Origin of the sequence: Niallia sp. XMNu-256, from assembly GCF_036670015.1 — a bacterium.
Taxonomy (GTDB): Bacteria; Bacillota; Bacilli; order Bacillales; family Cytobacillaceae; genus Bacillus_BD.
In genome coordinates, this window is sequence record NZ_CP137636.1 from 2,181,014 (window position 1) to 2,199,974 (window position 18,961).

The window sequence follows — 18,961 nt, forward strand, 5'->3', positions numbered from 1 at the left end:
TTCAGTAAAATTCAGTTACGGTCGATCTAATCCTACGGTTGATTGCCTAACATACACAATTTCATGAGTCTTACAGTGTTGTTAAAAAATAATAAAAAAAACGTCAATTTAACGAAATGTCCTTAGCCACTTAAAATAGTGGATAAACATTATTAAATCAACGTTTTTCTAATCACAAGATTTCTTCTACGTCCCAGAGAGGATTCGAACCTCCGACCTACAGCTTAGGAGGCTGTTGCTCTATCCTACTGAGCTACTGGGACCTATGACAACTATATATTATAAACTTCAGGTATTTATTCGTCAATGGATTTTGGAAAAGAGGGAGTGGGTCCCCGTGGCTCCGGGGTCCGCTCCTTATCGATTTACATAAATCAGCTTTTCTTGTTTTTCAATCACTTTTCCAATAATCCAGGCGTCTTGCCCAGCTTCTTTCATCGCATTTACATAGCTATCTGCTTCTATTGGATCAAGAGCAGCTAATAAACCACCAGATGTAATCGCATCACACAAAACTAGTTGTTCTTCAGGGGCGATATCCTCATAATGAACATCTTTTTCTAACCAATTATGGTTCGCTTTTGAGCCACCTGGCACGATGCCATCTCTTGCTAATGAAAGGGCTCCGTCCAAGATTGGAACTTTAAGGAAATCAAACACTAGACTTACTTGGCTTCCACTAGCCATTTCACTGCCATGGCCTAAAAGTCCGAATCCAGTTACGTCTGTTACAGCACCCGGAGAGTAATTACTCAATACTTCTGCAGCAATTTTATTTAACGAGGCCATTGTTTCCGTAACCACTTTCTCTTGTTCAGGTGATACAGCACCACGTTTGATACCTGTAGTAAGGATGCCAACTCCAATTGGTTTTGTTATAACAAGAACTTGTCCAGGTTTTGCCCCGACATTACGCCAGAATTTTTCCGGATGAACGATTCCCGTAACAGATAAACCGTATTTTGGTTCTTGATCGTCAATCGAGTGGCCACCAATTAGGATAGCACCGGCTTCTTTTACTTTATCAGAGCCGCCACGAAGGATTTCTGCCAGCATTTCTCCCCCTAGCTTTTTAATTGGATAACCGACCATATTTAAAGCTGTTTTTGGGGAGCCACCCATAGCATACACATCACTTAAAGCATTTGCCGCAGCAATTTGTCCAAACATATATGGATCATCTACGACTGGAGTAAAATAATCGATTGTTTGAATTAATGCAATTGTATCTGTAAGCTGATATACACCCGCATCATCTGAAGTTTCACGTCCAACGAGCAGTTCAGGTGCATCATCTTGTTCGGGTAGTAAACGCAAAACTTGCGCTAAGTCCTCAGGACCAATTTTACACCCTCAACCAGCTTTTGTTGAAAAAGAAGTAAGGCGAATTTTTTCATTTTCGCTCACTTTCATCACCTCCAAATTTCAGTATACCGCTTTTTAAAAGGGGATGCATTTAAATTTCGTGACAAACTTGGTAAATATAAAAGTGGGGTTTTTATGAAATGGGGACAAACCGACTTTTCCCAGTATAAATTTGGGATTTAGATATAAAAACTTCTAAGATTCCACTATTAAAAGAAGCTTTTACTTCATGATGAGTAACATTAAAGGGAAAAGTAATCGTTCTTTGTTTCTTTTGTTGACGATCAGAGTTAGTTCCAGAACTAATAATGATATTTTCACCATCAATTTTAATACTGATATTACATTTATCCATTTTAGGCAATAGAGCCTCGATTATATATTCGTCAGCCGTTTCAAAAAGATCAATTCGAAAAATGGTTTCATCCAAATAGGAAGTTAATGGATCTAAAAAAAAGCTTTCAAGCCATTTTTCAACAACTTTGATGTCTAGTGGCTTATCCTGTTGATTCATCATCTCTAATCCTCCTTACTATGATTTACAATATGCAAGAGGTTATGAAAGGTGAAAAATGTTATAACCGTAAAGCAATATTTCATTTTGAGGATATCTTATTTGTATGCTTTTTTACTGATACTCCTCACTTATACACAAGGCAGTGCGGAAAATTTAGTAGGAGTCGAAATCACAATCTAATGGATGAAAAGGGGATCTTTATAAAAGTATCAAGTATTTTAAGGTAGTGAGCTTTACAGTTTTTGTGTAGGTTAAAAAACTCGCCCAACGCTATAGCTCGATCAAGTTAACTTATACGAGGATTCTGCTAGTAGTTTGGTTATACATTACTGAAGATTGGTAATGAATTAGTAGTGAAGGTAAGTAATGCTAAAAAGGGGAGTAGATCTTTCTTTAAAGTGGGTAGGTGACAGTAGGGAGTATAACTGGTAAAAAGTAATATCCTCAATCAGCAAAGTTTTTGTACAAAAGCTTGCGACAGGTGCAGATATCCTCCACTTACCGGTTATTAATGAGTAGAATATAGAATCTCTATAATAAATGTATTTAGAGAAGGTAAAGTTTATTACCTTCTCTAAATACTAATATTTTTACTTACATATCGTGATGGGATTTTCCTTTTTGTCTTGAATGGTTACGATTTTTTACTTTATGGGATCCACTTAAAGGTTCTTGTTGTCCCGATTGTTTAGGTTGATTTCTTCTCATATCTTTTCCATCGTTTTTATTGACCATGTTCATCCCTCCTCCTTTATAACATGTGAAATTCAACCGATTTTATGCTGAATATTTTCAATTCTGATTGGACAATTTAACGTTACAATTTGATAAAGGAGGTAGTGGGATGCCATATCATAAAAATAAACAGCAAGCATTCCAAGCAGCACAGCAAGGAGTAGAAGACGTTGAAGAACTATATCACGAAATTGTTCAGGACTCTGCAAGTTATGGCCATCAATTAAAACATTTAAAAAATGAGGTCAATGAAGCATACCAACAAATTGAAAACGCATTGGAAGTTGCATCTGAAAAACAACGTGCACAACTAAAACAATTTCAGTCAGATTTACGAACTATTGTCAATGATGTAAATAATACTTTATAATAAGAAGACCCCAATTTCTGGGGTCTTTTGTTATGGTTATTGGTTTTTCTTACGTTTTTTATTATTTAATTTTTGTGCTTCTGTTAAGGGCTCATTTGAAAATTCTTCGTTAAAGCCTGCCCCTTTTCCTTGTGCACTTGCTGCGTTAGCACCTGGAATTACGTGGTTAGCTCGTCTTTTTGCCATGGATGTCACCTCCGTTTAATAGTATTTCAATCGGTAGAAACATTATTCGATTACTTGATAACGGTTATTCATATATAATAAAATTGCATCATACATATATGACTGCAAGTTATTTTGTTTTCAAAAACAGTCTTTCTCTATATTTACTTATTTTTGACCTTATATTAAAATAAAATTGTTCAGAAAAGTTTGTCACAATTCAAACTTTTCGACAAATAGGGAAAAATTGTTTATGATATTAATAGAATAGAAATGGGGGTAATACATATGTCAACGAGTGATGTTTTTCAAGCCCGTAAATCATTTGATTTAAACGGCAAACGTTACAATTATTATCAGCTTGCTGCATTAGAAAAAGCTGGAGTAGGAAAGGTTTCAAAACTGCCTTATTCGATTAAAGTATTATTAGAGTCAGTTTTACGTCAGCTTGATGGACGGGTTATTACGAAAGAACATGTTGAAAACCTTGCTAAATGGGGAACAAATGAAGTTAAAGAAATTGATGTACCATTCAAACCTTCCCGTGTAATCTTGCAAGACTTTACAGGTGTACCAGCAGTTGTTGATCTTGCGTCATTAAGAAAAGCAATGGCTGATTTAGGTGGAGATCCAGACAAAATCAACCCATTAAAACCTGTTGATCTAGTTATCGACCACTCTGTTCAAGTAGATAAATACGGAAACCAAGAAGCTTTAGGTTTGAATATGAAGTTAGAATTTGAGCGTAATGCTGAACGTTACCAATTTTTAAGCTGGGCTCAAAAGGCATTTGATAATTATCGTGCTGTACCGCCTGCAACAGGAATCGTTCACCAAGTAAACTTAGAATACTTGGCAAACGTTGTGCATGCTGTACAAAATGAAGACGGTGAATTTGAAGCATTCCCTGATACATTAGTTGGTACTGACTCACATACTACTATGATCAATGGTATTGGTGTTCTAGGATGGGGTGTTGGAGGGATTGAGGCTGAAGCTGGAATGCTTGGACAACCATCTTACTTCCCAGTTCCAGAAGTAGTGGGGGTTAAGTTAACTGGTGAACTTCCAGATGGAGCTACGGCGACAGACCTTGCCCTTAAAGTTACACAAGTTCTTCGTAAACATGGTGTGGTAGGAAAATTTGTAGAGTTCTTTGGACCAGGAGTTCCTGCATTACCACTTGCTGACCGTGCGACTATTGCAAATATGGCGCCTGAATATGGGGCAACATGTGGATTCTTCCCAGTAGATGGTGAATCACTAGAGTATCTGCGTCTATCAGGACGTTCTGAAGAGCAAATCCAAATTGTTGAAACTTATTGTAAAGAAAATGGATTATTCTTTGATCCTTCCTTTGAGCCGGTATACACAGATGTAGTTGAAATTAATCTTGCTGAAATTGAAGCAAATCTATCAGGACCAAAACGTCCACAAGATTTAATTCCACTTTCAGCGATGAAAGAAGAATTTAACAAATCGATTACAGCTCCACAAGGAAATCAAGGATTTGGATTAAATGCTGACGAAATTAGCAAGAAAGTAACTGTACAATTTGAAGATGGTTCAAATACCGAAATGAAAACAGGTGCAATTGCAATTGCTGCAATTACAAGCTGTACAAATACATCAAACCCATACGTCTTAGTTGGGGCTGGGTTAGTGGCTAAGAAAGCTGTAGAATTAGGATTGGAAGTACCAAGCTTTGTGAAAACTTCATTAGCACCTGGTTCTAAAGTGGTGACAGGATACCTTCGTGATTCTGGCCTGTTACCATATTTAGAGCAATTAGGATTTAACCTTGTTGGTTATGGTTGTACAACTTGTATTGGTAACTCAGGACCATTAAGAGATGAAGTTGAAAAAGCGATCTCAGAAAATGACCTTCTTGTTACTTCTGTTTTATCAGGTAACCGTAACTTTGAAGGACGTATCCACCCACTTGTAAAAGCAAACTACTTAGCTTCACCACCATTAGTAGTTGCTTATGCTCTAGCTGGAACAGTTGATATCGATCTTCAAAATGAAGCAATCGGTAAAGATAAAGATGGTAAAGATGTATACTTTAAAGATATTTGGCCATCTACTGCAGAGATTAATAAAGTTGTTAAACAAACTGTAACACCAGAACTATTCCGTAAAGAATACGAGAATGTATTTGGGGATAATGAATTATGGAATCAAATCGAAACAAGTGATGAGCCATTGTATACATTTGACGAAAAGTCAACTTATATTCAAAATCCACCGTTCTTTGAAGGCTTAAATCCTGATCCAGATGAAGTTAAACCACTAACTGGATTGCGTGTTGTAGGTAGATTTGGTGACTCTGTTACAACTGACCATATTTCACCAGCAGGGGCGATTGGGATCAATACACCGGCGGGTAAATATTTACGTGCAAATGGCGTAGAGCCTCGTGATTTTAACTCATATGGTTCACGTCGTGGAAACCATGAGGTTATGATGCGTGGTACATTTGCAAATATTCGTATCCGTAACCAAATTGCACCTGGAACAGAAGGTGGTTTCACAACATACTGGCCAACAGGGGAAGTAACATCAATCTATGATGCTTGTATGAAGTATAAAGAAAACGGCACAGGTCTTGTGATTTTAGCAGGTAAAGACTATGGGATGGGATCCTCCCGTGACTGGGCTGCTAAAGGTACAAACCTTTTAGGAATTAAAACAGTAATTGCTGAAAGTTACGAGCGTATTCACCGTTCAAACCTTGTACTAATGGGCGTTCTTCCGCTACAGTTTAAAGAAGGAGAAAGCGCTGATACACTTGGTTTAACTGGCGAGGAAGTAATCAACGTTCAAATTGATGAAAAGGTTCGTCCACGTGACCTCGTTAAAGTAACAGCTACTGATAAAGATGGGAACATGAAAGAATTTGAAGCATTAGTTCGTTTCGATTCTGAAGTAGAAATTGATTACTATCGTCATGGCGGTATTTTACAAATGGTTCTTCGCGAAAAATTAAAATAAAATCTCTATTATCAAGGCACCGTACGGTCATTCGTAGGGTGCCTTTATCAGGCTAATGTGCTGCTGACAAACATGAAGCAGGATGAAGAAAAGTCTCATATATAATCGCAGGTAAATTTTTACATAGATTGATGACTTTAGGCTAAAATATACATAACAACTGATGGAACGGAGGTATTTTATGGTTAAAAAAGTGATCGCAACTTTTTTGTTTCTCGTTTTAATTGCGGTCGTTGTCGTACAAGCGATGGAACCAGGGAAACAAAAGGATACCCTTCCTGGTTTAGCCATAGGTGAAAAAGCTCCTGATTTTGAATTAAAGACGTTATCTGGTGAAACCGTAAAGCTCTCTGATTATCGAGGAAAAAAAGTTTTGATTAATTTTTGGGCAACATGGTGTCCACCATGTAAAGAAGAAATGCCAGACATGGAGAAGTTTTATCAAGAAAACCGAGAAGATGTAGTGATCTTAGCTGTTAATATTGATCCACAGTTTAATGTAAAACAATTTGTCTCTGATATGGGAGTTACTTTCCCAATCTTGCTGGATGAGAAAGATGAAGTCAATTTCCAATATCAAGTGTTAACCATTCCCACTACTTACTTTATAGATCAAGAGGGAATCATCCGATATAAATACTTAACAGCCATGACACAAGATCTTATGAAAGAATATACGGATAATATGTAGAGAAAAAACACTGATAAATCTAATCGGTGTTTTTTTATTTATAAAATAATAAAAATAAACTTAAAAAAGTGATTTTTCTCACAATCAAAATGATAAAACCTTGATATAATGTCAATGTAAGATGAAATATGTCGAATGAGGTCGCAAAGAAATTAATTTTCAAAAATTTATAATAATTAAATCAGATTTTGGTCATAATAACCATTATAATAGTATGTAAGGTAGGTGAAGTTATAATGAGAAAACCTAGAAAACGTTCTTTCACAGAATTAGTTAATGAGAATAAGCTTCAATTAATGCGTGATGAAAAAGCGATTGAAAAAATTGAAGAACGCTTAGAAAAGAAGCATTTAAGCAAAGCTGAATAACAATTATTGCGGTCTCACCGATGGGTGTCCCGTGTCATACATTACCATTAATGAAAGCCCTCTCAAGAGGTAATACTTTTATTTGAGGAGTAACGACAGCATCATTACGGCTGGTAATAACAGACTCGAGAGTATTTCATCTAGAGGAGGAATCATAATGGGAAACCCAAAAAAAGATAGCAAACACTTTGTGCCAAGTCATATTGGGACAAAGTCAAGAAGTTTTGGCGGGAATAAAGGAAAACAAATGCAAGATAATTCTGGACAACATGCCCAAGTTATGCAAACAAAGGGCGAATAACACATATCAAGAGAAATGTCTTTTATTTAGACATTTCTCTTTTTTTATTAAAGCCATTCAAACGTTAAATGGATACATATAAAACTTAATTAAGGAAAAATTAATGATTGAGGAGGTGTTATTATGCAAAAAATTGCTGTAGAAGGTTCTTTAACAAATGTTCAACAAGCTTTACGTGAAAAAGGATATGATGTGGTTGAACTTAATAGTGGAGCAAATCTTCAAAACTTTGATTGTTGTGTAGTTTCCGGCTTAGATACAGATGTTATGGGTATGCAAGATGCCTTAACGAACGGTTCGGTTATCGAGGCTAGTGGACTTTCAGCTGATGAAATCGTACAGCGAATTGAAAGTAAAAAGAAGTAGGATAACTTTAGATTAAAGTGTTTTCTGGTACACCAGACCTAAAATCAAATCCTACATGTGTAATAAAAATTTTTAGACAAACTAGACTCGTACCTTCAACATGATAAGGAGGATATGCATGGCTTATAATAACAGACCTAACCCAGATGATCGAAGTGATAATGTAGAGAAATTACAAGAGATGATTGTGAATACGGACGATAATATCCGTAAGGCTGAACAAACAATGCAAAATTTAAGTGGTGAAGATCGAGCTCGAGTGGAAGCAAAAAATGAGCGCCGTCGTGAAAGTATCGAAGCGATGCGTGCTGAAATTAAAGACGAAAATCGTGCACACTAATTAAGGTAAAGGTTATCATTATTTTTGCCCGCTGAATGAATATTCAGTGGGTTATTTCTTTCTTATATCTCTGCTATACAAACCCCAAAGAATATTCCCTATAAAAAATATGATAGAATAAGATTTGTTATATAAATAAATGTCGTAAAGAAGTGGTGTTAGTTAATGGGAAACAGACTTAAAAAGCACGTGAATCAAAATGATCTCATTAAAGAATGGGAACAACAACTGAAAGAATTAGGATATATCGATAATGAGGGTGAAATGATTAAATTACTCCAAAAAATAGATTTAAATGAAGAAGAAGGTAAAATGAACGCATCAAGGTTATTGACGCTTATAGCCTTATCTTCTTCTTCAAAAGGAAAAAAGGAATCATTGGTACTTTCTTGGTTAGAAAAAGCGATCGAACTTGATCCAAGTAATTTCAAGGCAAAAGAGTATGTGGCAACACATGAATGGAAAAGCAGCAGACACTTATTTGAAGATCTGCATTTTCCCCCGCTACGTGAAACGGATAACCGACAAGCTAAGAAACAAACTGCTCAGCTTTATATCACCATTTGTCAGCAATTTTTGAAAGATGCTGAAGAACAGTTGGATGCTATAAAGAATTCTAGAAAAAAATTACAAGATTCGCTTCATGATTCCCATGATTTCTCTGGTAAAATGATCGATTTGTTAGAAACAGTCATTGAAGTGACTGCCTTGTTGTTAAAAGCAGCGAATGATTATGAAGGATCTATGGTTGGTACGTTTTATACATCCGCTCATTATGATGAATTAAAACAACATTTATCCCATCTAGAAGAGTTAAAGGGTCAATGGCTATTACTATTTGAAGATGAAACGCAGGAAGAAGAACAATCAACGGAGCAGGCCCTTCAAGAGTTAAATGATATGATTGGACTTCATTCTGTGAAATCGAGAGTAAATGACTTTTATCAATTTTTCAAATACCAAAAAATTAGAAAAGAAAAAGGATTTCAAACAAAAGATGAAGTGAGTTTAAATATGATCCTTACCGGAAATCCCGGGACCGGAAAAACAACCATTGCCAGGTTATTCTCACAAATGTATTACGAACTTGGCGTTCTACCGAGAAAAGAAGTCGTTGAGGTCGACCGTTCTCAATTAGTAGGAGCGTTTGTTGGTCAAACCGAAGAAAATGTTCGCATGGCTGTTGAGAAGGCATTAGGTGGCGTGTTATTTATCGATGAAGCTTATAATTTAAAAAGAGAAGGTCAGTCAGGAAATGATTATGGACAAGTTGCGATTGATACTCTTGTTTCATTAATGACGAGCAGTGAATATGGTGGGAAGTTTGCAGTTATTCTTGCGGGCTATCCTGAGGAAATGAGACAATTTCTAGATTCAAATCCTGGACTGAGAAGCCGCTTCCCAATGTCAAATCACCTCACTCTTCCTGATTATACAAATGAAGAACTGATTATGATTGGTGAGAAGTTTGCTGCTGAAAATGATTACATCTTAACGGATGAAGGAAAATTGGCGCTTGAGGACCAAATTGAAAAGGAAAGAGTCGATAATTCATTTGGGAATGCGCGAACCGTGCAGAATTTGATACTAGAGGCTATTTTTAATAAAGGGGCCAATCATCAATCGTATGATGATTTATTGGTCTTTTCGGTACTAGATAAAGTCGATTTCAGTAAGGATGATCCTAAGGTTAAGAATGAGCCAGAACAGGAACTCCATCAATTAGTGGGCTTAGAAAATGTTAAAGAAGAGGTAAAGTCAATTATCTCATTTGTTAAAATGCAAACTTTTAGAAGGGATCATGGTTTGCCAATTGTCCCCATTCAACTCCATTCTGTCTTTACAGGAAATCCTGGAACGGGTAAAACAACCGTTGCTAAAATCTATGCTGAACTTCTAAAAGACTGTGGGTTATTAAAAAGAGGCCATCTAGTTATCACAAGTCGTGCAGACTTTGTCGCGGGTTATGTTGGACAAACCGCTTTAAAGACAAAGCGAAAAATTCGGGATGCGCTCGGTGGAGTTCTCTTTATTGATGAAGCTTATTCTTTATTGGGACAAACGGCTGGGGATTTTGGAAAAGAAGTAATTGATACACTCGTAGATGAAATGACTAAACATAATGAAAATCTAGTGGTGATTCTAGCTGGCTATTCAAATGAAATGAAAGGTCTACTAGAAAGTAATCCTGGATTAAAATCAAGGTTTAAAAAGTTTATTGAGTTTAAAGATTATAGCAGCATTGAACTTGTTCAGATTATTAAATTATACGGAGAGAAATTTAACTTTCATTTAACGGATGAGGCTGAAGAATGGTTGTTGACCTATCTAGAGGAAAATCCAGTTACTGGGAATGGACGGTTTGCTACTAACCTTATTAATGAAGCCATTCAGATTCAAGCTCAGAGACTTATGATGGAAAATAAGCCATTTTCTCCAAAGGATGCAACCATTATTGAAAAAGATGATATTGAGACTGCTGTTAATAAAGTAGGCAGCACCCTTGATTGATAGGATATGAAAAAGGATTGGAGAGGGAAAAAATGTTCATTTCTAAAACAGAAATACAATTATTGTATGCGGATACTGACATGATGGGGGTTATGTATCATGCTAATTATTTAAAATGGTTTGAACTAGGTCGAACACAATTAATCGAGGATCTTGGTTTCAGTTATATTGAAATGGAAGAAAGAGGATATTTTGCTCCAGTTTATGATGTTTATTGTGTTTATAAAAGACCTGTTCGGTATGGTGACAAAGCGTTTGTTAAGGCATGGGTTGACTCAAATGATGGTTTAAAAACCGTCTATGGCTATCAAATTGTAAATGATGAAGACGAGGTATACGCAGAGGGAACAACAACCCACATTGTCGTCAAAAAAGATAACTTCAGACCTGTACAATTTAAAAAGAGTTTTCCTGAATGGTTTCAAAAATATGAAGAAGTTAAAAAATAGAAGAAAGGGGCCCCTCATTATAGGAGCCCTTTCTTACCATTTATTTTAAAGGAGAGAGGGATCTTGGCATTTGGGATTTCAAGGAAACAGCTTTTAGAATGGAAATCAAAAATAGATCAGGGCGAGATTGCTTTTCTAACCCATTACTGGATAGATGATCGATTTCCAGATTGTAAGACGGTGACAAAGGTAGGGTGTAGAGATTTACAAAAGCTATTACTCTGGGGGAAACAGTATGGTCTAAAACCTGAATGGATCGATTATAGGAAAAATGGTTATTCTCATTTTGATCTATTAGGCAAGAAGCAAATAGAGATATTGAAAAAAGAGGGCTTAACAGACCATATTTGGACTTAGGTCATGATCGTTAGCCAAAAATAGATTCTAGTACTTTTTCTGTCTCGTTAAAGTCTGTATCATCTAATTCCTCAAAAAATGAAATGAGTTCATCAAAATTATGAATCACGATCTCTGGTGCGGATGGCTCATCACTATCTTCTGACAAGGAAAAAATTTCAATGTTAAATTCATTTTTATCTTCACTTTCGGTTAAGGATGCTACGAATTGGTAAGTTTTTTCCGCATTGTTAGACATTAGAGTTCCCCCTTGTTATTTTGTTACTTTTATTTTATATCAATAAGGTGCAGCTTTTTCATTTTGTTTATGGCCGTTTTATTACATCCTCATGTCAATATATTGAACAAGAAAAAACGCAAGTTAGTTGTTGCTTAACTTGCGTGCTTTAAGATCTTATTTAGATGATGGCCATTCAATGGTAAATTTAGTGCCTTTATTCGGTTCTGTTGAAACTCGTATCTGGCCATTACTGTCATGAATAATTTCTTGACAAATAGATAATCCAACTCCAGTACCGAATTTCTTCGTTGTAAAGAAAGGATTAAACAGATTATCCCTTACTTTTATTGGCATTCCAATCCCATTATCACAAATATGGATGAAGACAGACTGTCCACTTATCTCAGTTATCATGTCAATCGTTCCATCCTCTTTGCCGCTTTCTTCAATCGCCTCGATGGCATTTTTAAGTAGGTTGATCATTACTTGCTTAAGTTGCTGTTGATTAATCGAAATGAGTACATTATGATCCGTTAACGAGCATGTTAAATTAATCTTCTTCTCTTTTGTCTCAATTTCAAATAACTCAATAAGATTAATCACTAACTCATTAAGAGAAACGACTTCTTTTTGTTGAATGAATGTTGAGTTTTTATCGCTTAAGAATTGATTAAGAAGGATACTAACTCGATCGATTTCATCAACAGCAATATCAACATAATCATTTTTCTCTTGATCCGTTAAATCGGTTTTTAATAGCTGTAGAAACCCCTTTATCGTTGTTAAAGGGTTTCGAACTTCATGTGCTAAATGAATGGCAAATAGATTCTGATTGGATTGAGGATTAATAGACTGGTTTGAAGGTGAGCTTTCATTGGAAGTATTCGATGTTCTCATGATTATCGCATCCTTATAACAGTTTTAACCGTATGAAACGATTAATAAAATACTATGATGAAAATTGACAATTATGAGCAAATGCTGTAAAAATTAGTCAAAATAGGTCTAATTTACTAACATGTACTAAAAGTTGGTTAAGTTAGCAACGGCTATTTTTATTAAAAGGAAAAACAAGCCCACTCACGGGCTTGTTTTTAGCCTAACCATTTCACTTTTGGTTCTGTTTTATTTATAATTCGTTTAATATTTTCCCGATGACGATAAACCACAAATGAGAGTAATAAAAATACGACAATGATCAGAGGGACATCTCGCACAGCAATTGAATAAATAAGTGCTACCAGTCCAGCAACCATGGATGATAATGAAACATATTTTGTTAAATAAAGAGAAACAAAAAAACCGATAATCATGATGAGAAACATAATTGGTGCATAGAATAGCAATACTCCACCTGATGTAGCGACGGCTTTGCCCCCTCTAAAACCTGCGAAAATCGGATATGTATGGCCAACAACTGCAAAAATTCCGGCAAGTAACGGATGCATTTCAGATTGAAAGAAAAAAGGCAGCGAAGCAGCTAGAGTTCCTTTTAAGATATCAGCGACAGTGACTGTTAGTCCAGCTTTTACGCCTAAAACGCGAAATGTATTGGTCCCTCCCAGGTTACCACTGCCGTGTTGACGAATATCTATTCCATAGAATCTCTTTCCGATGATAAGTCCTGAAGGGATCGATCCAATTAGATAAGCTAGTAAAATAATAATTCCAATTTCAAGCATTCAAACTCTCCTTCTTCATTTACAAGTCTAATCATTCAATAGAATAAAATCTAATTTAAAGTTACCATCGATTAGCCTTGTTTTCAATCCTATTTTCTATTGTCAAATCAATAAAAACCTTTACGTTGTTTACTTTTAAAAAATAGACTTATAAAAGCAAAAGGTTACTTATCATTTCCACAATATGTTAGACTTAAGAAAGTATGGTAACAATAATTCTATATTAAACTAATGGAGGAATTGTAATGGCTATAGAAAATCCATCAAGAGATGAAATTCGTGATATTTTAAAAAAATCAAAAAGGGTTGCGGTAGTTGGATTAAGTGATAATCCTGAAAGAACCTCTCATATGGTTTCAAAAGCAATGCAAGATGCAGGGTATGAAATCATCCCAGTAAATCCAAAAGCAGACGAAATCCTTGGTGTAAAGGCTGTAGCTAGTCTAAAAGAAATTGAGGGACATGTGGACATCGTAAATGTGTTTCGCAGGTCAGAACATTTATTAGATGTGGCTAAAGAGTTTCTTGAAATCGATGCAGATATTTATTGGGCACAATCAGGACTTGAAAATGAAGAGGCATATAATTTGTTAAAAGAAAAAGGATATACCGTAATCATGGATCGTTGCATTAAAGTTGAGCATGCATTAACTCGGTAAACACTTTGAAGCATGTACCTTATTATAGATACATGCTTTTCATTTTCCTCTCAAAAATAATAAATCTTATCCACAAAACACTTTAGTTAAGAATTGTTTTTTTCTCCATTTCTTTAAAAACTCGTTTGCCAAATGAAAATAAATCGATACAATAAAACATGAACTCTTTTTATATGGTATGATAGTATTACAAGGAACGTTCGTTCTGTTATTAAAATTAAAGATAAGAAATCAAGGATCGGTTTAGTTTGTTTAGTTGGTTTTTAAATATTTTAATGTAATTTTTGTCATAAAAAAGGATTATTCATTTTAATGAAGAATAACATGAAAATTAATAGAGATGATTAACAGACCTACTAAGGGAACAATTCTCAACACATACTTGGTCTTTGTATTGAACTGAAAGGGGTATGTACGTGGCAAAAAATCAAACTGCATTTGATTATAACGATGATGCCATACAGGTACTAGAAGGTCTTGAGGCAGTCCGTAAACGACCTGGGATGTATATCGGGAGTACAGATTCAAGAGGATTACATCACTTAGTATATGAAATTGTAGATAATTCGGTGGACGAAGTATTAGCGGGTTATGGTGATCACATTATTGTACGATTACATAAAGATGATTCCGTTAGCGTTCAAGATAAAGGACGAGGAATGCCTACTGGAATGCATAAAATCGGAAAGCCTACACCAGAAGTCATTCTCACGATCCTCCATGCTGGTGGTAAGTTCGGACAAGGAGGCTATAAAACAAGTGGCGGACTACATGGTGTAGGTGCGTCTGTTGTAAATGCATTGTCAGAGTGGCTTGTCGTAACAATTAAACGGGATGGATTTATTTATGAGCAGCGTTTTGAAAATGGTGGAATACCTGTCACCACTTTAGAAAAAATCGCTAAAACGAAACAAACAGGTACCACCATTCATTTTAAGCCAGATCCAACCATTTTTTCGACAACTACATTTAACTATGAAACCCTTTGTGAGCGACTTCGTGAGTCTGCCTTTCTATTAAAGGGAATTAAAATTGAAATTATTGATGAACGCAATGCCCTTCAAGAAGTGTATCATTATGAAAATGGTCTAGAGGCTTTTGTCGAGTATTTAAACGAGGAAAAAGATTCTCTTCACCCAGTCATCGGTTTTACGGGGGAGCAAAATGGAATTGAAGTAGATTTTGCTTTTCAATTTAATGATGGGTATTCAGAAAATGTGCTTTCCTTTGTTAATAATGTTCGAACAAAAGACGGCGGTACACATGAAGTTGGACTTAAATCTGCCGTGACTAGAGCTTTTAATGAGTACGCAAGAAAAGTATCCTTACTTAAAGAAAAAGACAAAAACCTTGATGGATCAGATATTCGTGAAGGGTTTTCTGCGATTATTTCAATTCGGGTTCCGGAAGAAATCCTTCAATTTGAGGGTCAAACAAAAGGAAAGCTTGGAACGAGTGAGGCACGTTCTGCTGTGGATTCCGTTGTTTCAGAGAACTTAGCTTATTTTCTAGAAGAAAATCCAGATATCAGTACTTTGTTAGTCAAGAAATCAATTAAGGCCTTTCAAGCACGTGAAGCAGCCCGTAAAGCCCGTGAAGATGCTCGTACTGGGAAAAAACGCAGACGGGAAACATTGCTCTCAGGGAAACTAACTCCAGCTCAATCTCGTAATCCCAAAAAGAATGAGCTTTATTTAGTTGAGGGTGATTCAGCAGGTGGTTCTGCGAAGCAAGGACGAGATCGCCGCTTCCAAGCCGTTTTGCCATTACGAGGTAAAGTCATTAATACAGAAAAAGCTAAATTAAATGATATTTTTAAGAATGAAGAAATTAATACAATGATTTACACAATTGGTGCAGGCGTTGGGCCTGACTTTCAAATTGAAGATGTCAACTATGATAAAGTCATCATTATGACTGACGCAGATACGGATGGTGCTCATATTCAAGTATTGTTATTGACGTTCTTCTTCCGGTATATGAAGCCTCTTATAGAGGCAGGAAAAGTCTATCTTGCGTTACCACCACTTTATAAGGTAAGTAAAGGTGCAGGCAAAAAAGAGATTATTGAATATGCCTGGAGCGAGGATGATTTACAGGATGCGATAAAAAAAGTCGGCAAAGGCTATATTATTCAGCGTTACAAAGGTCTCGGTGAAATGAATGCCGACCAATTGTGGGATACGACAATGAATCCTGAAACTAGAACGTTAATTCGTGTTCGGATTGATGATATTGCACGTGCAGAACGTAGAGTAACAACATTAATGGGAGATAAAGTAGAACCACGACGTAAATGGATTGAAGCGAATGTGGCATTTGGTTTAGAGGAAGATGGAAGTATACTAGAAAATGAGAATATTTCAATGCAAGAGGAGGTTGATGGTGAATGAGTTCAGAAATCTTTCGAGACCTCCCTTTAGAAGAAGTCATTGGCGACCGTTTCGGTCGTTATAGTAAATATATTATTCAAGATCGTGCGATACCAGATGCACGTGATGGATTGAAGCCGGTTCAACGCAGGATTTTATATGCAATGCATGTGGAAGGGAACACCCATGAGAAAGGGTTTCGAAAATCAGCAAAAACGGTTGGGAATGTAATCGGTAATTACCATCCACACGGGGACACTTCTGTCTATGATGCAATGGTCCGAATGAGTCAAGATTGGAAAGTTCGATATGTTCTTATAGAAATGCACGGAAACAACGGAAGTATGGACGGAGACCCACCTGCTGCAATGCGTTATACGGAAGCAAGATTATCAGCTGTTGCTTCCGAACTTTTGCTTGATATTGATAAGCGCACGGTAGATTTTATACCTAACTTCGATGATACAGCCAATGAGCCAACAGTGTTACCTGCTACGTTTCCTAATTTATTAGTTAATGGTTCAACAGGAATATCAGCAGGTTACGCAACTGAAATACCTTCTCATAATTTAGGAGAAGTCATCGATGCTGCAGTTTATCGAATTGATCATCCAAATAGCTCTGTTGATGATTTAATGGAGTTCGTTAAAGGACCCGATTTTCCAACAGGCGGAATTATTCAAGGAATTGACGGCATTCGCAAAGCCTATGAAACAGGTAAAGGAAAAATCATCGTTCGCGGAAAAGCAGAGATTGAAACCGTTCGGGGTGGAAAGCAGCAAATCGTCATTACAGAGATTCCATATGATGTAAATAAAGCGAATATGGTTAAAAGGATTGACGAACTGCGCCTTGACCGTAAAGTAGAAGGGATTGCAGAGGTAAGGGATGAAACAGACCGTACCGGTTTACGAGTGGTTATAGAGCTAAGAAAAGAAGCAGATGCTGAAGGTGTATTAAATTATTTATACAAAAATAGTGACTTACAAATTACGTATCACTTTAATATGGTTGCTATTCATAATCGTAGACCACAATTAATGGGGCTTCGTGAATTGCTCGATGCCTATGTAGACCATCGGAAAGACGTGATCACGAAAAGATCCCAATTTGAGTTACAAAAGGCAAAGGATCGCGCACATATTATTGATGGTTTAATGAAAGCATTATCGATTTTAGACGAAGTGATTGCGACGATTCGTTCTTCAAAAGACAAACGAGATGCAAAAAATAATTTAATGGCCAAATACGAGTTTACAGAACCACAAGCAGAGGCAATTGTTTCCTTGCAATTGTACCGGTTAACAAACACCGATATTACTGCTTTAAAATTGGAAGCAGAAGAATTAGCGAAAAAAATTGAGGAATTAACCGCCATTTTAAGCAGTGAGAAAAAGCTATTATCGGTAATTAAAAAAGAGCTAAGAAATATCCAAAAAAGCATTGCCGATCCGAGAAGAACAAAAATTGAGGCAGAAATTGAGGAAATTAAGATTAACCTGGAAGTCTTAATTGCCAGTGAAGATGTAATTGTCACGGTAACAAAGGAAGGTTATGTTAAACGGACGAGCCTCAGGTCCTATGCGGCTTCAAACGGGCAAGATTTTGGGATGAAAGATTCAGACCGAATGCTCGTTAAGCTTGAAATGAATACAAAGGATGTCTTATTGCTCTTTACGAATAAAGGGAACTATTTATATTGCCCAATTCATGAATTACCAGACATTCGCTGGAAAGATATTGGCCAACATATCGCCAACATTATCCCGATTGATCGAGATGAGCATATCGTGTCAGCTATATCTGTCGAGGATTTTGAAAAAGAACACTACTTGTTATTTGTGACAAAGAATGGCATGGTCAAGAAAACGGAGTTAAAGCAGTATAAAGCTCAAAGACATTCTAAACCGCTAGTTGCGATCAATTTGAAGGAAAATGATGAGGTCATAGATGTACATGAAACAGATGGTCATAAAGAAATTTTCTTAACAACGTATAATGGCTATTCTCTTTGGTTTCATGAAGAGGAGGTTGGCCCAATTGGCACTCGTGCTGCTGGTGTTAAGGGGATTAATCTTAAAGATGGAGACTTTGTTACTGGTGGCAAAATCAAAGATGTGAATGAGTCTCCTTCGATTGTGATTGTTACACAAAGAGGATCGATCAAGAAAATGAAAATGACCGAGTTTGAACTAAGTACGAGAGCCAAACGAGGGCTCGTTATTTTAAGAGAATTAAAAGCAAATCCACATCAAGTAGTTGGATTCGTTTTTGCAGAGGATCACGATACCATTTTTATTGCCACAGAAAAAGGTTTAATCCATTCTGTTAACAGTGAAGATATCCGATTCAATGATCGCTATTCAAATGGTTCCTTCTTATTTGATGAAACAGAGAGTGGTAAAGCAACCACCATTTGGATTAATAAAAAAGAAGATATAACCGAGGAAGAGTAAGATTCCATGAACTCCTTTTGTCTTGTATTAAATACAGACAGAA

The 18,961-nt window shown here is 36.3% G+C and carries 20 protein-coding genes and 1 tRNA gene; 13 read left to right on the forward strand and 8 right to left on the reverse strand.

What is annotated here, in order from left to right; genetic code table 11:
- Window positions 1–189 precede the first annotated feature (189 nt).
- From R4Z10_RS10990 to R4Z10_RS11005, 4 genes are all read right to left on the reverse strand, one after another.
- Window positions 190–263, reverse strand: a tRNA-Arg gene (locus R4Z10_RS10990).
- A gap of 94 nt (window positions 264–357) precedes the next feature.
- On the reverse strand, window positions 358–1,416 hold the full coding sequence (gene selD / locus R4Z10_RS10995; protein WP_338469353.1) for a selenide, water dikinase SelD: 1,059 nt from the start codon (window positions 1,414–1,416) through the stop codon (window positions 358–360).
- A gap of 82 nt (window positions 1,417–1,498) precedes the next feature.
- Entirely contained in the window at window positions 1,499–1,882 is a 384-nt protein-coding gene (locus tag R4Z10_RS11000) for an Hsp20/alpha crystallin family protein (RefSeq protein WP_338469354.1), read from the reverse strand.
- 594 nt (window positions 1,883–2,476) lie between these two features.
- On the reverse strand, window positions 2,477–2,617 hold the full coding sequence (locus tag R4Z10_RS11005) for a small acid-soluble spore protein P (protein WP_338469355.1): 141 nt from the start codon (window positions 2,615–2,617) through the stop codon (window positions 2,477–2,479).
- 109 nt (window positions 2,618–2,726) lie between these two features.
- Between R4Z10_RS11005 and R4Z10_RS11010 the strand changes: the two genes are divergently transcribed.
- Window positions 2,727–2,987, forward strand: coding sequence for a hypothetical protein (locus tag R4Z10_RS11010; RefSeq protein WP_338473222.1), 261 nt, complete (start codon window positions 2,727–2,729; stop codon window positions 2,985–2,987).
- 36 nt (window positions 2,988–3,023) lie between these two features.
- Here R4Z10_RS11010 and sspO read toward each other — a convergent pair whose 3' ends face one another.
- Complete coding sequence (gene sspO / locus R4Z10_RS11015; protein ID WP_338469356.1) at window positions 3,024–3,173, reverse strand: small acid-soluble spore protein O; 150 nt, start codon at window positions 3,171–3,173, stop codon at window positions 3,024–3,026.
- A gap of 267 nt (window positions 3,174–3,440) precedes the next feature.
- Between sspO and acnA the strand changes: the two genes are divergently transcribed.
- From acnA to R4Z10_RS11060, 9 genes are all read left to right on the forward strand, one after another.
- Complete coding sequence (gene acnA / locus R4Z10_RS11020; RefSeq protein ID WP_338469357.1) at window positions 3,441–6,146, forward strand: aconitate hydratase AcnA; 2,706 nt, start codon at window positions 3,441–3,443, stop codon at window positions 6,144–6,146.
- A 181-nt stretch (window positions 6,147–6,327) separates the two neighbouring features.
- Complete coding sequence (locus R4Z10_RS11025) at window positions 6,328–6,837, forward strand: TlpA disulfide reductase family protein (RefSeq protein ID WP_338469358.1); 510 nt, start codon at window positions 6,328–6,330, stop codon at window positions 6,835–6,837.
- 236 nt (window positions 6,838–7,073) lie between these two features.
- Window positions 7,074–7,205 (forward strand): FbpB family small basic protein, encoded by a 132-nt coding sequence (locus R4Z10_RS11030; protein WP_338469359.1) that lies wholly within the window; start codon window positions 7,074–7,076, stop codon window positions 7,203–7,205.
- A gap of 157 nt (window positions 7,206–7,362) precedes the next feature.
- Window positions 7,363–7,506 carry an acid-soluble spore protein N gene (locus R4Z10_RS11035; RefSeq protein ID WP_338469360.1) on the forward strand — a complete coding sequence of 48 codons (144 nt, stop codon included), beginning with the start codon at window positions 7,363–7,365 and terminating at the stop codon, window positions 7,504–7,506.
- 123 nt (window positions 7,507–7,629) lie between these two features.
- Entirely contained in the window at window positions 7,630–7,872 is a 243-nt protein-coding gene (locus tag R4Z10_RS11040) for a YkuS family protein (RefSeq protein WP_338469361.1), read from the forward strand.
- A gap of 118 nt (window positions 7,873–7,990) precedes the next feature.
- Window positions 7,991–8,212 carry a small acid-soluble spore protein Tlp gene (gene tlp, locus R4Z10_RS11045; protein WP_338469362.1) on the forward strand — a complete coding sequence of 74 codons (222 nt, stop codon included), beginning with the start codon at window positions 7,991–7,993 and terminating at the stop codon, window positions 8,210–8,212.
- 165 nt (window positions 8,213–8,377) lie between these two features.
- On the forward strand, window positions 8,378–10,723 hold the full coding sequence (locus R4Z10_RS11050; protein WP_338469363.1) for an AAA family ATPase: 2,346 nt from the start codon (window positions 8,378–8,380) through the stop codon (window positions 10,721–10,723).
- A 32-nt stretch (window positions 10,724–10,755) separates the two neighbouring features.
- Complete coding sequence (locus tag R4Z10_RS11055) at window positions 10,756–11,172, forward strand: thioesterase family protein (RefSeq protein ID WP_338469364.1); 417 nt, start codon at window positions 10,756–10,758, stop codon at window positions 11,170–11,172.
- 63 nt (window positions 11,173–11,235) lie between these two features.
- The gene (locus R4Z10_RS11060; protein WP_338469365.1) at window positions 11,236–11,529 is read left to right on the forward strand and encodes a hypothetical protein; all 294 of its coding nucleotides are present in this window, start codon (window positions 11,236–11,238) and stop codon (window positions 11,527–11,529) included.
- A gap of 10 nt (window positions 11,530–11,539) precedes the next feature.
- Here the strand turns inward: R4Z10_RS11060 and R4Z10_RS11065 are convergent, their stop codons facing one another.
- The 3 genes from R4Z10_RS11065 to plsY all read right to left on the reverse strand — a co-directional run bounded on the left by R4Z10_RS11065 (window position 11,540) and on the right by plsY (window position 13,431).
- Window positions 11,540–11,767 carry a hypothetical protein gene (locus R4Z10_RS11065; RefSeq protein WP_338469366.1) on the reverse strand — a complete coding sequence of 76 codons (228 nt, stop codon included), beginning with the start codon at window positions 11,765–11,767 and terminating at the stop codon, window positions 11,540–11,542.
- 156 nt (window positions 11,768–11,923) lie between these two features.
- On the reverse strand, window positions 11,924–12,646 hold the full coding sequence (locus tag R4Z10_RS11070) for a HAMP domain-containing sensor histidine kinase (RefSeq protein WP_338469367.1): 723 nt from the start codon (window positions 12,644–12,646) through the stop codon (window positions 11,924–11,926).
- A gap of 197 nt (window positions 12,647–12,843) precedes the next feature.
- Window positions 12,844–13,431: a glycerol-3-phosphate 1-O-acyltransferase PlsY gene (gene plsY, locus R4Z10_RS11075; RefSeq protein ID WP_338469368.1), complete on the reverse strand. Its 588-nt coding sequence runs from the start codon at window positions 13,429–13,431 to the stop codon at window positions 12,844–12,846.
- 245 nt (window positions 13,432–13,676) lie between these two features.
- Here plsY and R4Z10_RS11080 point away from each other — a divergent pair, with 245 nt between their 5' ends.
- The 3 genes from R4Z10_RS11080 to parC all read left to right on the forward strand — a co-directional run bounded on the left by R4Z10_RS11080 (window position 13,677) and on the right by parC (window position 18,918).
- The gene (locus R4Z10_RS11080) at window positions 13,677–14,090 is read left to right on the forward strand and encodes a CoA-binding protein (RefSeq protein WP_338469369.1); all 414 of its coding nucleotides are present in this window, start codon (window positions 13,677–13,679) and stop codon (window positions 14,088–14,090) included.
- 416 nt (window positions 14,091–14,506) lie between these two features.
- A complete protein-coding gene (gene parE, locus R4Z10_RS11085) occupies window positions 14,507–16,483 on the forward strand; it encodes a DNA topoisomerase IV subunit B (RefSeq protein WP_338469370.1) in 1,977 nt (658 codons plus the stop codon).
- Entirely contained in the window at window positions 16,480–18,918 is a 2,439-nt protein-coding gene (gene parC, locus R4Z10_RS11090) for a DNA topoisomerase IV subunit A (protein ID WP_338469371.1), read from the forward strand. The genes parE and parC overlap by 4 nt, the downstream gene beginning before the upstream one ends.
- The last annotated feature ends 43 nt before the right edge of the window (window positions 18,919–18,961 follow it).

What these genes read in the sequence shown, in the direction of transcription:
- R4Z10_RS11030 (WP_338469359.1), top strand. Translation starts at nt 7,074, where the DNA reads ATGAGAAAACCTAGAAAACGTTCTTTCACAGAATTAGTTAATGAGAAT.
- parC (WP_338469371.1), top strand. Translation starts at nt 16,480, where the DNA reads ATGAGTTCAGAAATCTTTCGAGACCTCCCTTTAGAAGAAGTCATTGGC.
- R4Z10_RS11070 (WP_338469367.1), bottom strand. Translation starts at nt 12,646, where the DNA reads ATGAGAACATCGAATACTTCCAATGAAAGCTCACCTTCAAACCAGTCT.
- R4Z10_RS11035 (WP_338469360.1), top strand. Translation starts at nt 7,363, where the DNA reads ATGGGAAACCCAAAAAAAGATAGCAAACACTTTGTGCCAAGTCATATT.
- R4Z10_RS11040 (WP_338469361.1), top strand. Translation starts at nt 7,630, where the DNA reads ATGCAAAAAATTGCTGTAGAAGGTTCTTTAACAAATGTTCAACAAGCT.
- R4Z10_RS11065 (WP_338469366.1), bottom strand. Translation starts at nt 11,767, where the DNA reads ATGTCTAACAATGCGGAAAAAACTTACCAATTCGTAGCATCCTTAACC.
- tlp (WP_338469362.1), top strand. Translation starts at nt 7,991, where the DNA reads ATGGCTTATAATAACAGACCTAACCCAGATGATCGAAGTGATAATGTA.
- R4Z10_RS11005 (WP_338469355.1), bottom strand. Translation starts at nt 2,617, where the DNA reads ATGGTCAATAAAAACGATGGAAAAGATATGAGAAGAAATCAACCTAAA.
- acnA (WP_338469357.1), top strand. Translation starts at nt 3,441, where the DNA reads ATGTCAACGAGTGATGTTTTTCAAGCCCGTAAATCATTTGATTTAAAC.
- R4Z10_RS11080 (WP_338469369.1), top strand. Translation starts at nt 13,677, where the DNA reads ATGGCTATAGAAAATCCATCAAGAGATGAAATTCGTGATATTTTAAAA.
- R4Z10_RS11010 (WP_338473222.1), top strand. Translation starts at nt 2,727, where the DNA reads ATGCCATATCATAAAAATAAACAGCAAGCATTCCAAGCAGCACAGCAA.
- R4Z10_RS11000 (WP_338469354.1), bottom strand. Translation starts at nt 1,882, where the DNA reads ATGATGAATCAACAGGATAAGCCACTAGACATCAAAGTTGTTGAAAAA.
- sspO (WP_338469356.1), bottom strand. Translation starts at nt 3,173, where the DNA reads ATGGCAAAAAGACGAGCTAACCACGTAATTCCAGGTGCTAACGCAGCA.
- plsY (WP_338469368.1), bottom strand. Translation starts at nt 13,431, where the DNA reads ATGCTTGAAATTGGAATTATTATTTTACTAGCTTATCTAATTGGATCG.
- R4Z10_RS11025 (WP_338469358.1), top strand. Translation starts at nt 6,328, where the DNA reads ATGGTTAAAAAAGTGATCGCAACTTTTTTGTTTCTCGTTTTAATTGCG.
- R4Z10_RS11050 (WP_338469363.1), top strand. Translation starts at nt 8,378, where the DNA reads ATGGGAAACAGACTTAAAAAGCACGTGAATCAAAATGATCTCATTAAA.
- R4Z10_RS11055 (WP_338469364.1), top strand. Translation starts at nt 10,756, where the DNA reads ATGTTCATTTCTAAAACAGAAATACAATTATTGTATGCGGATACTGAC.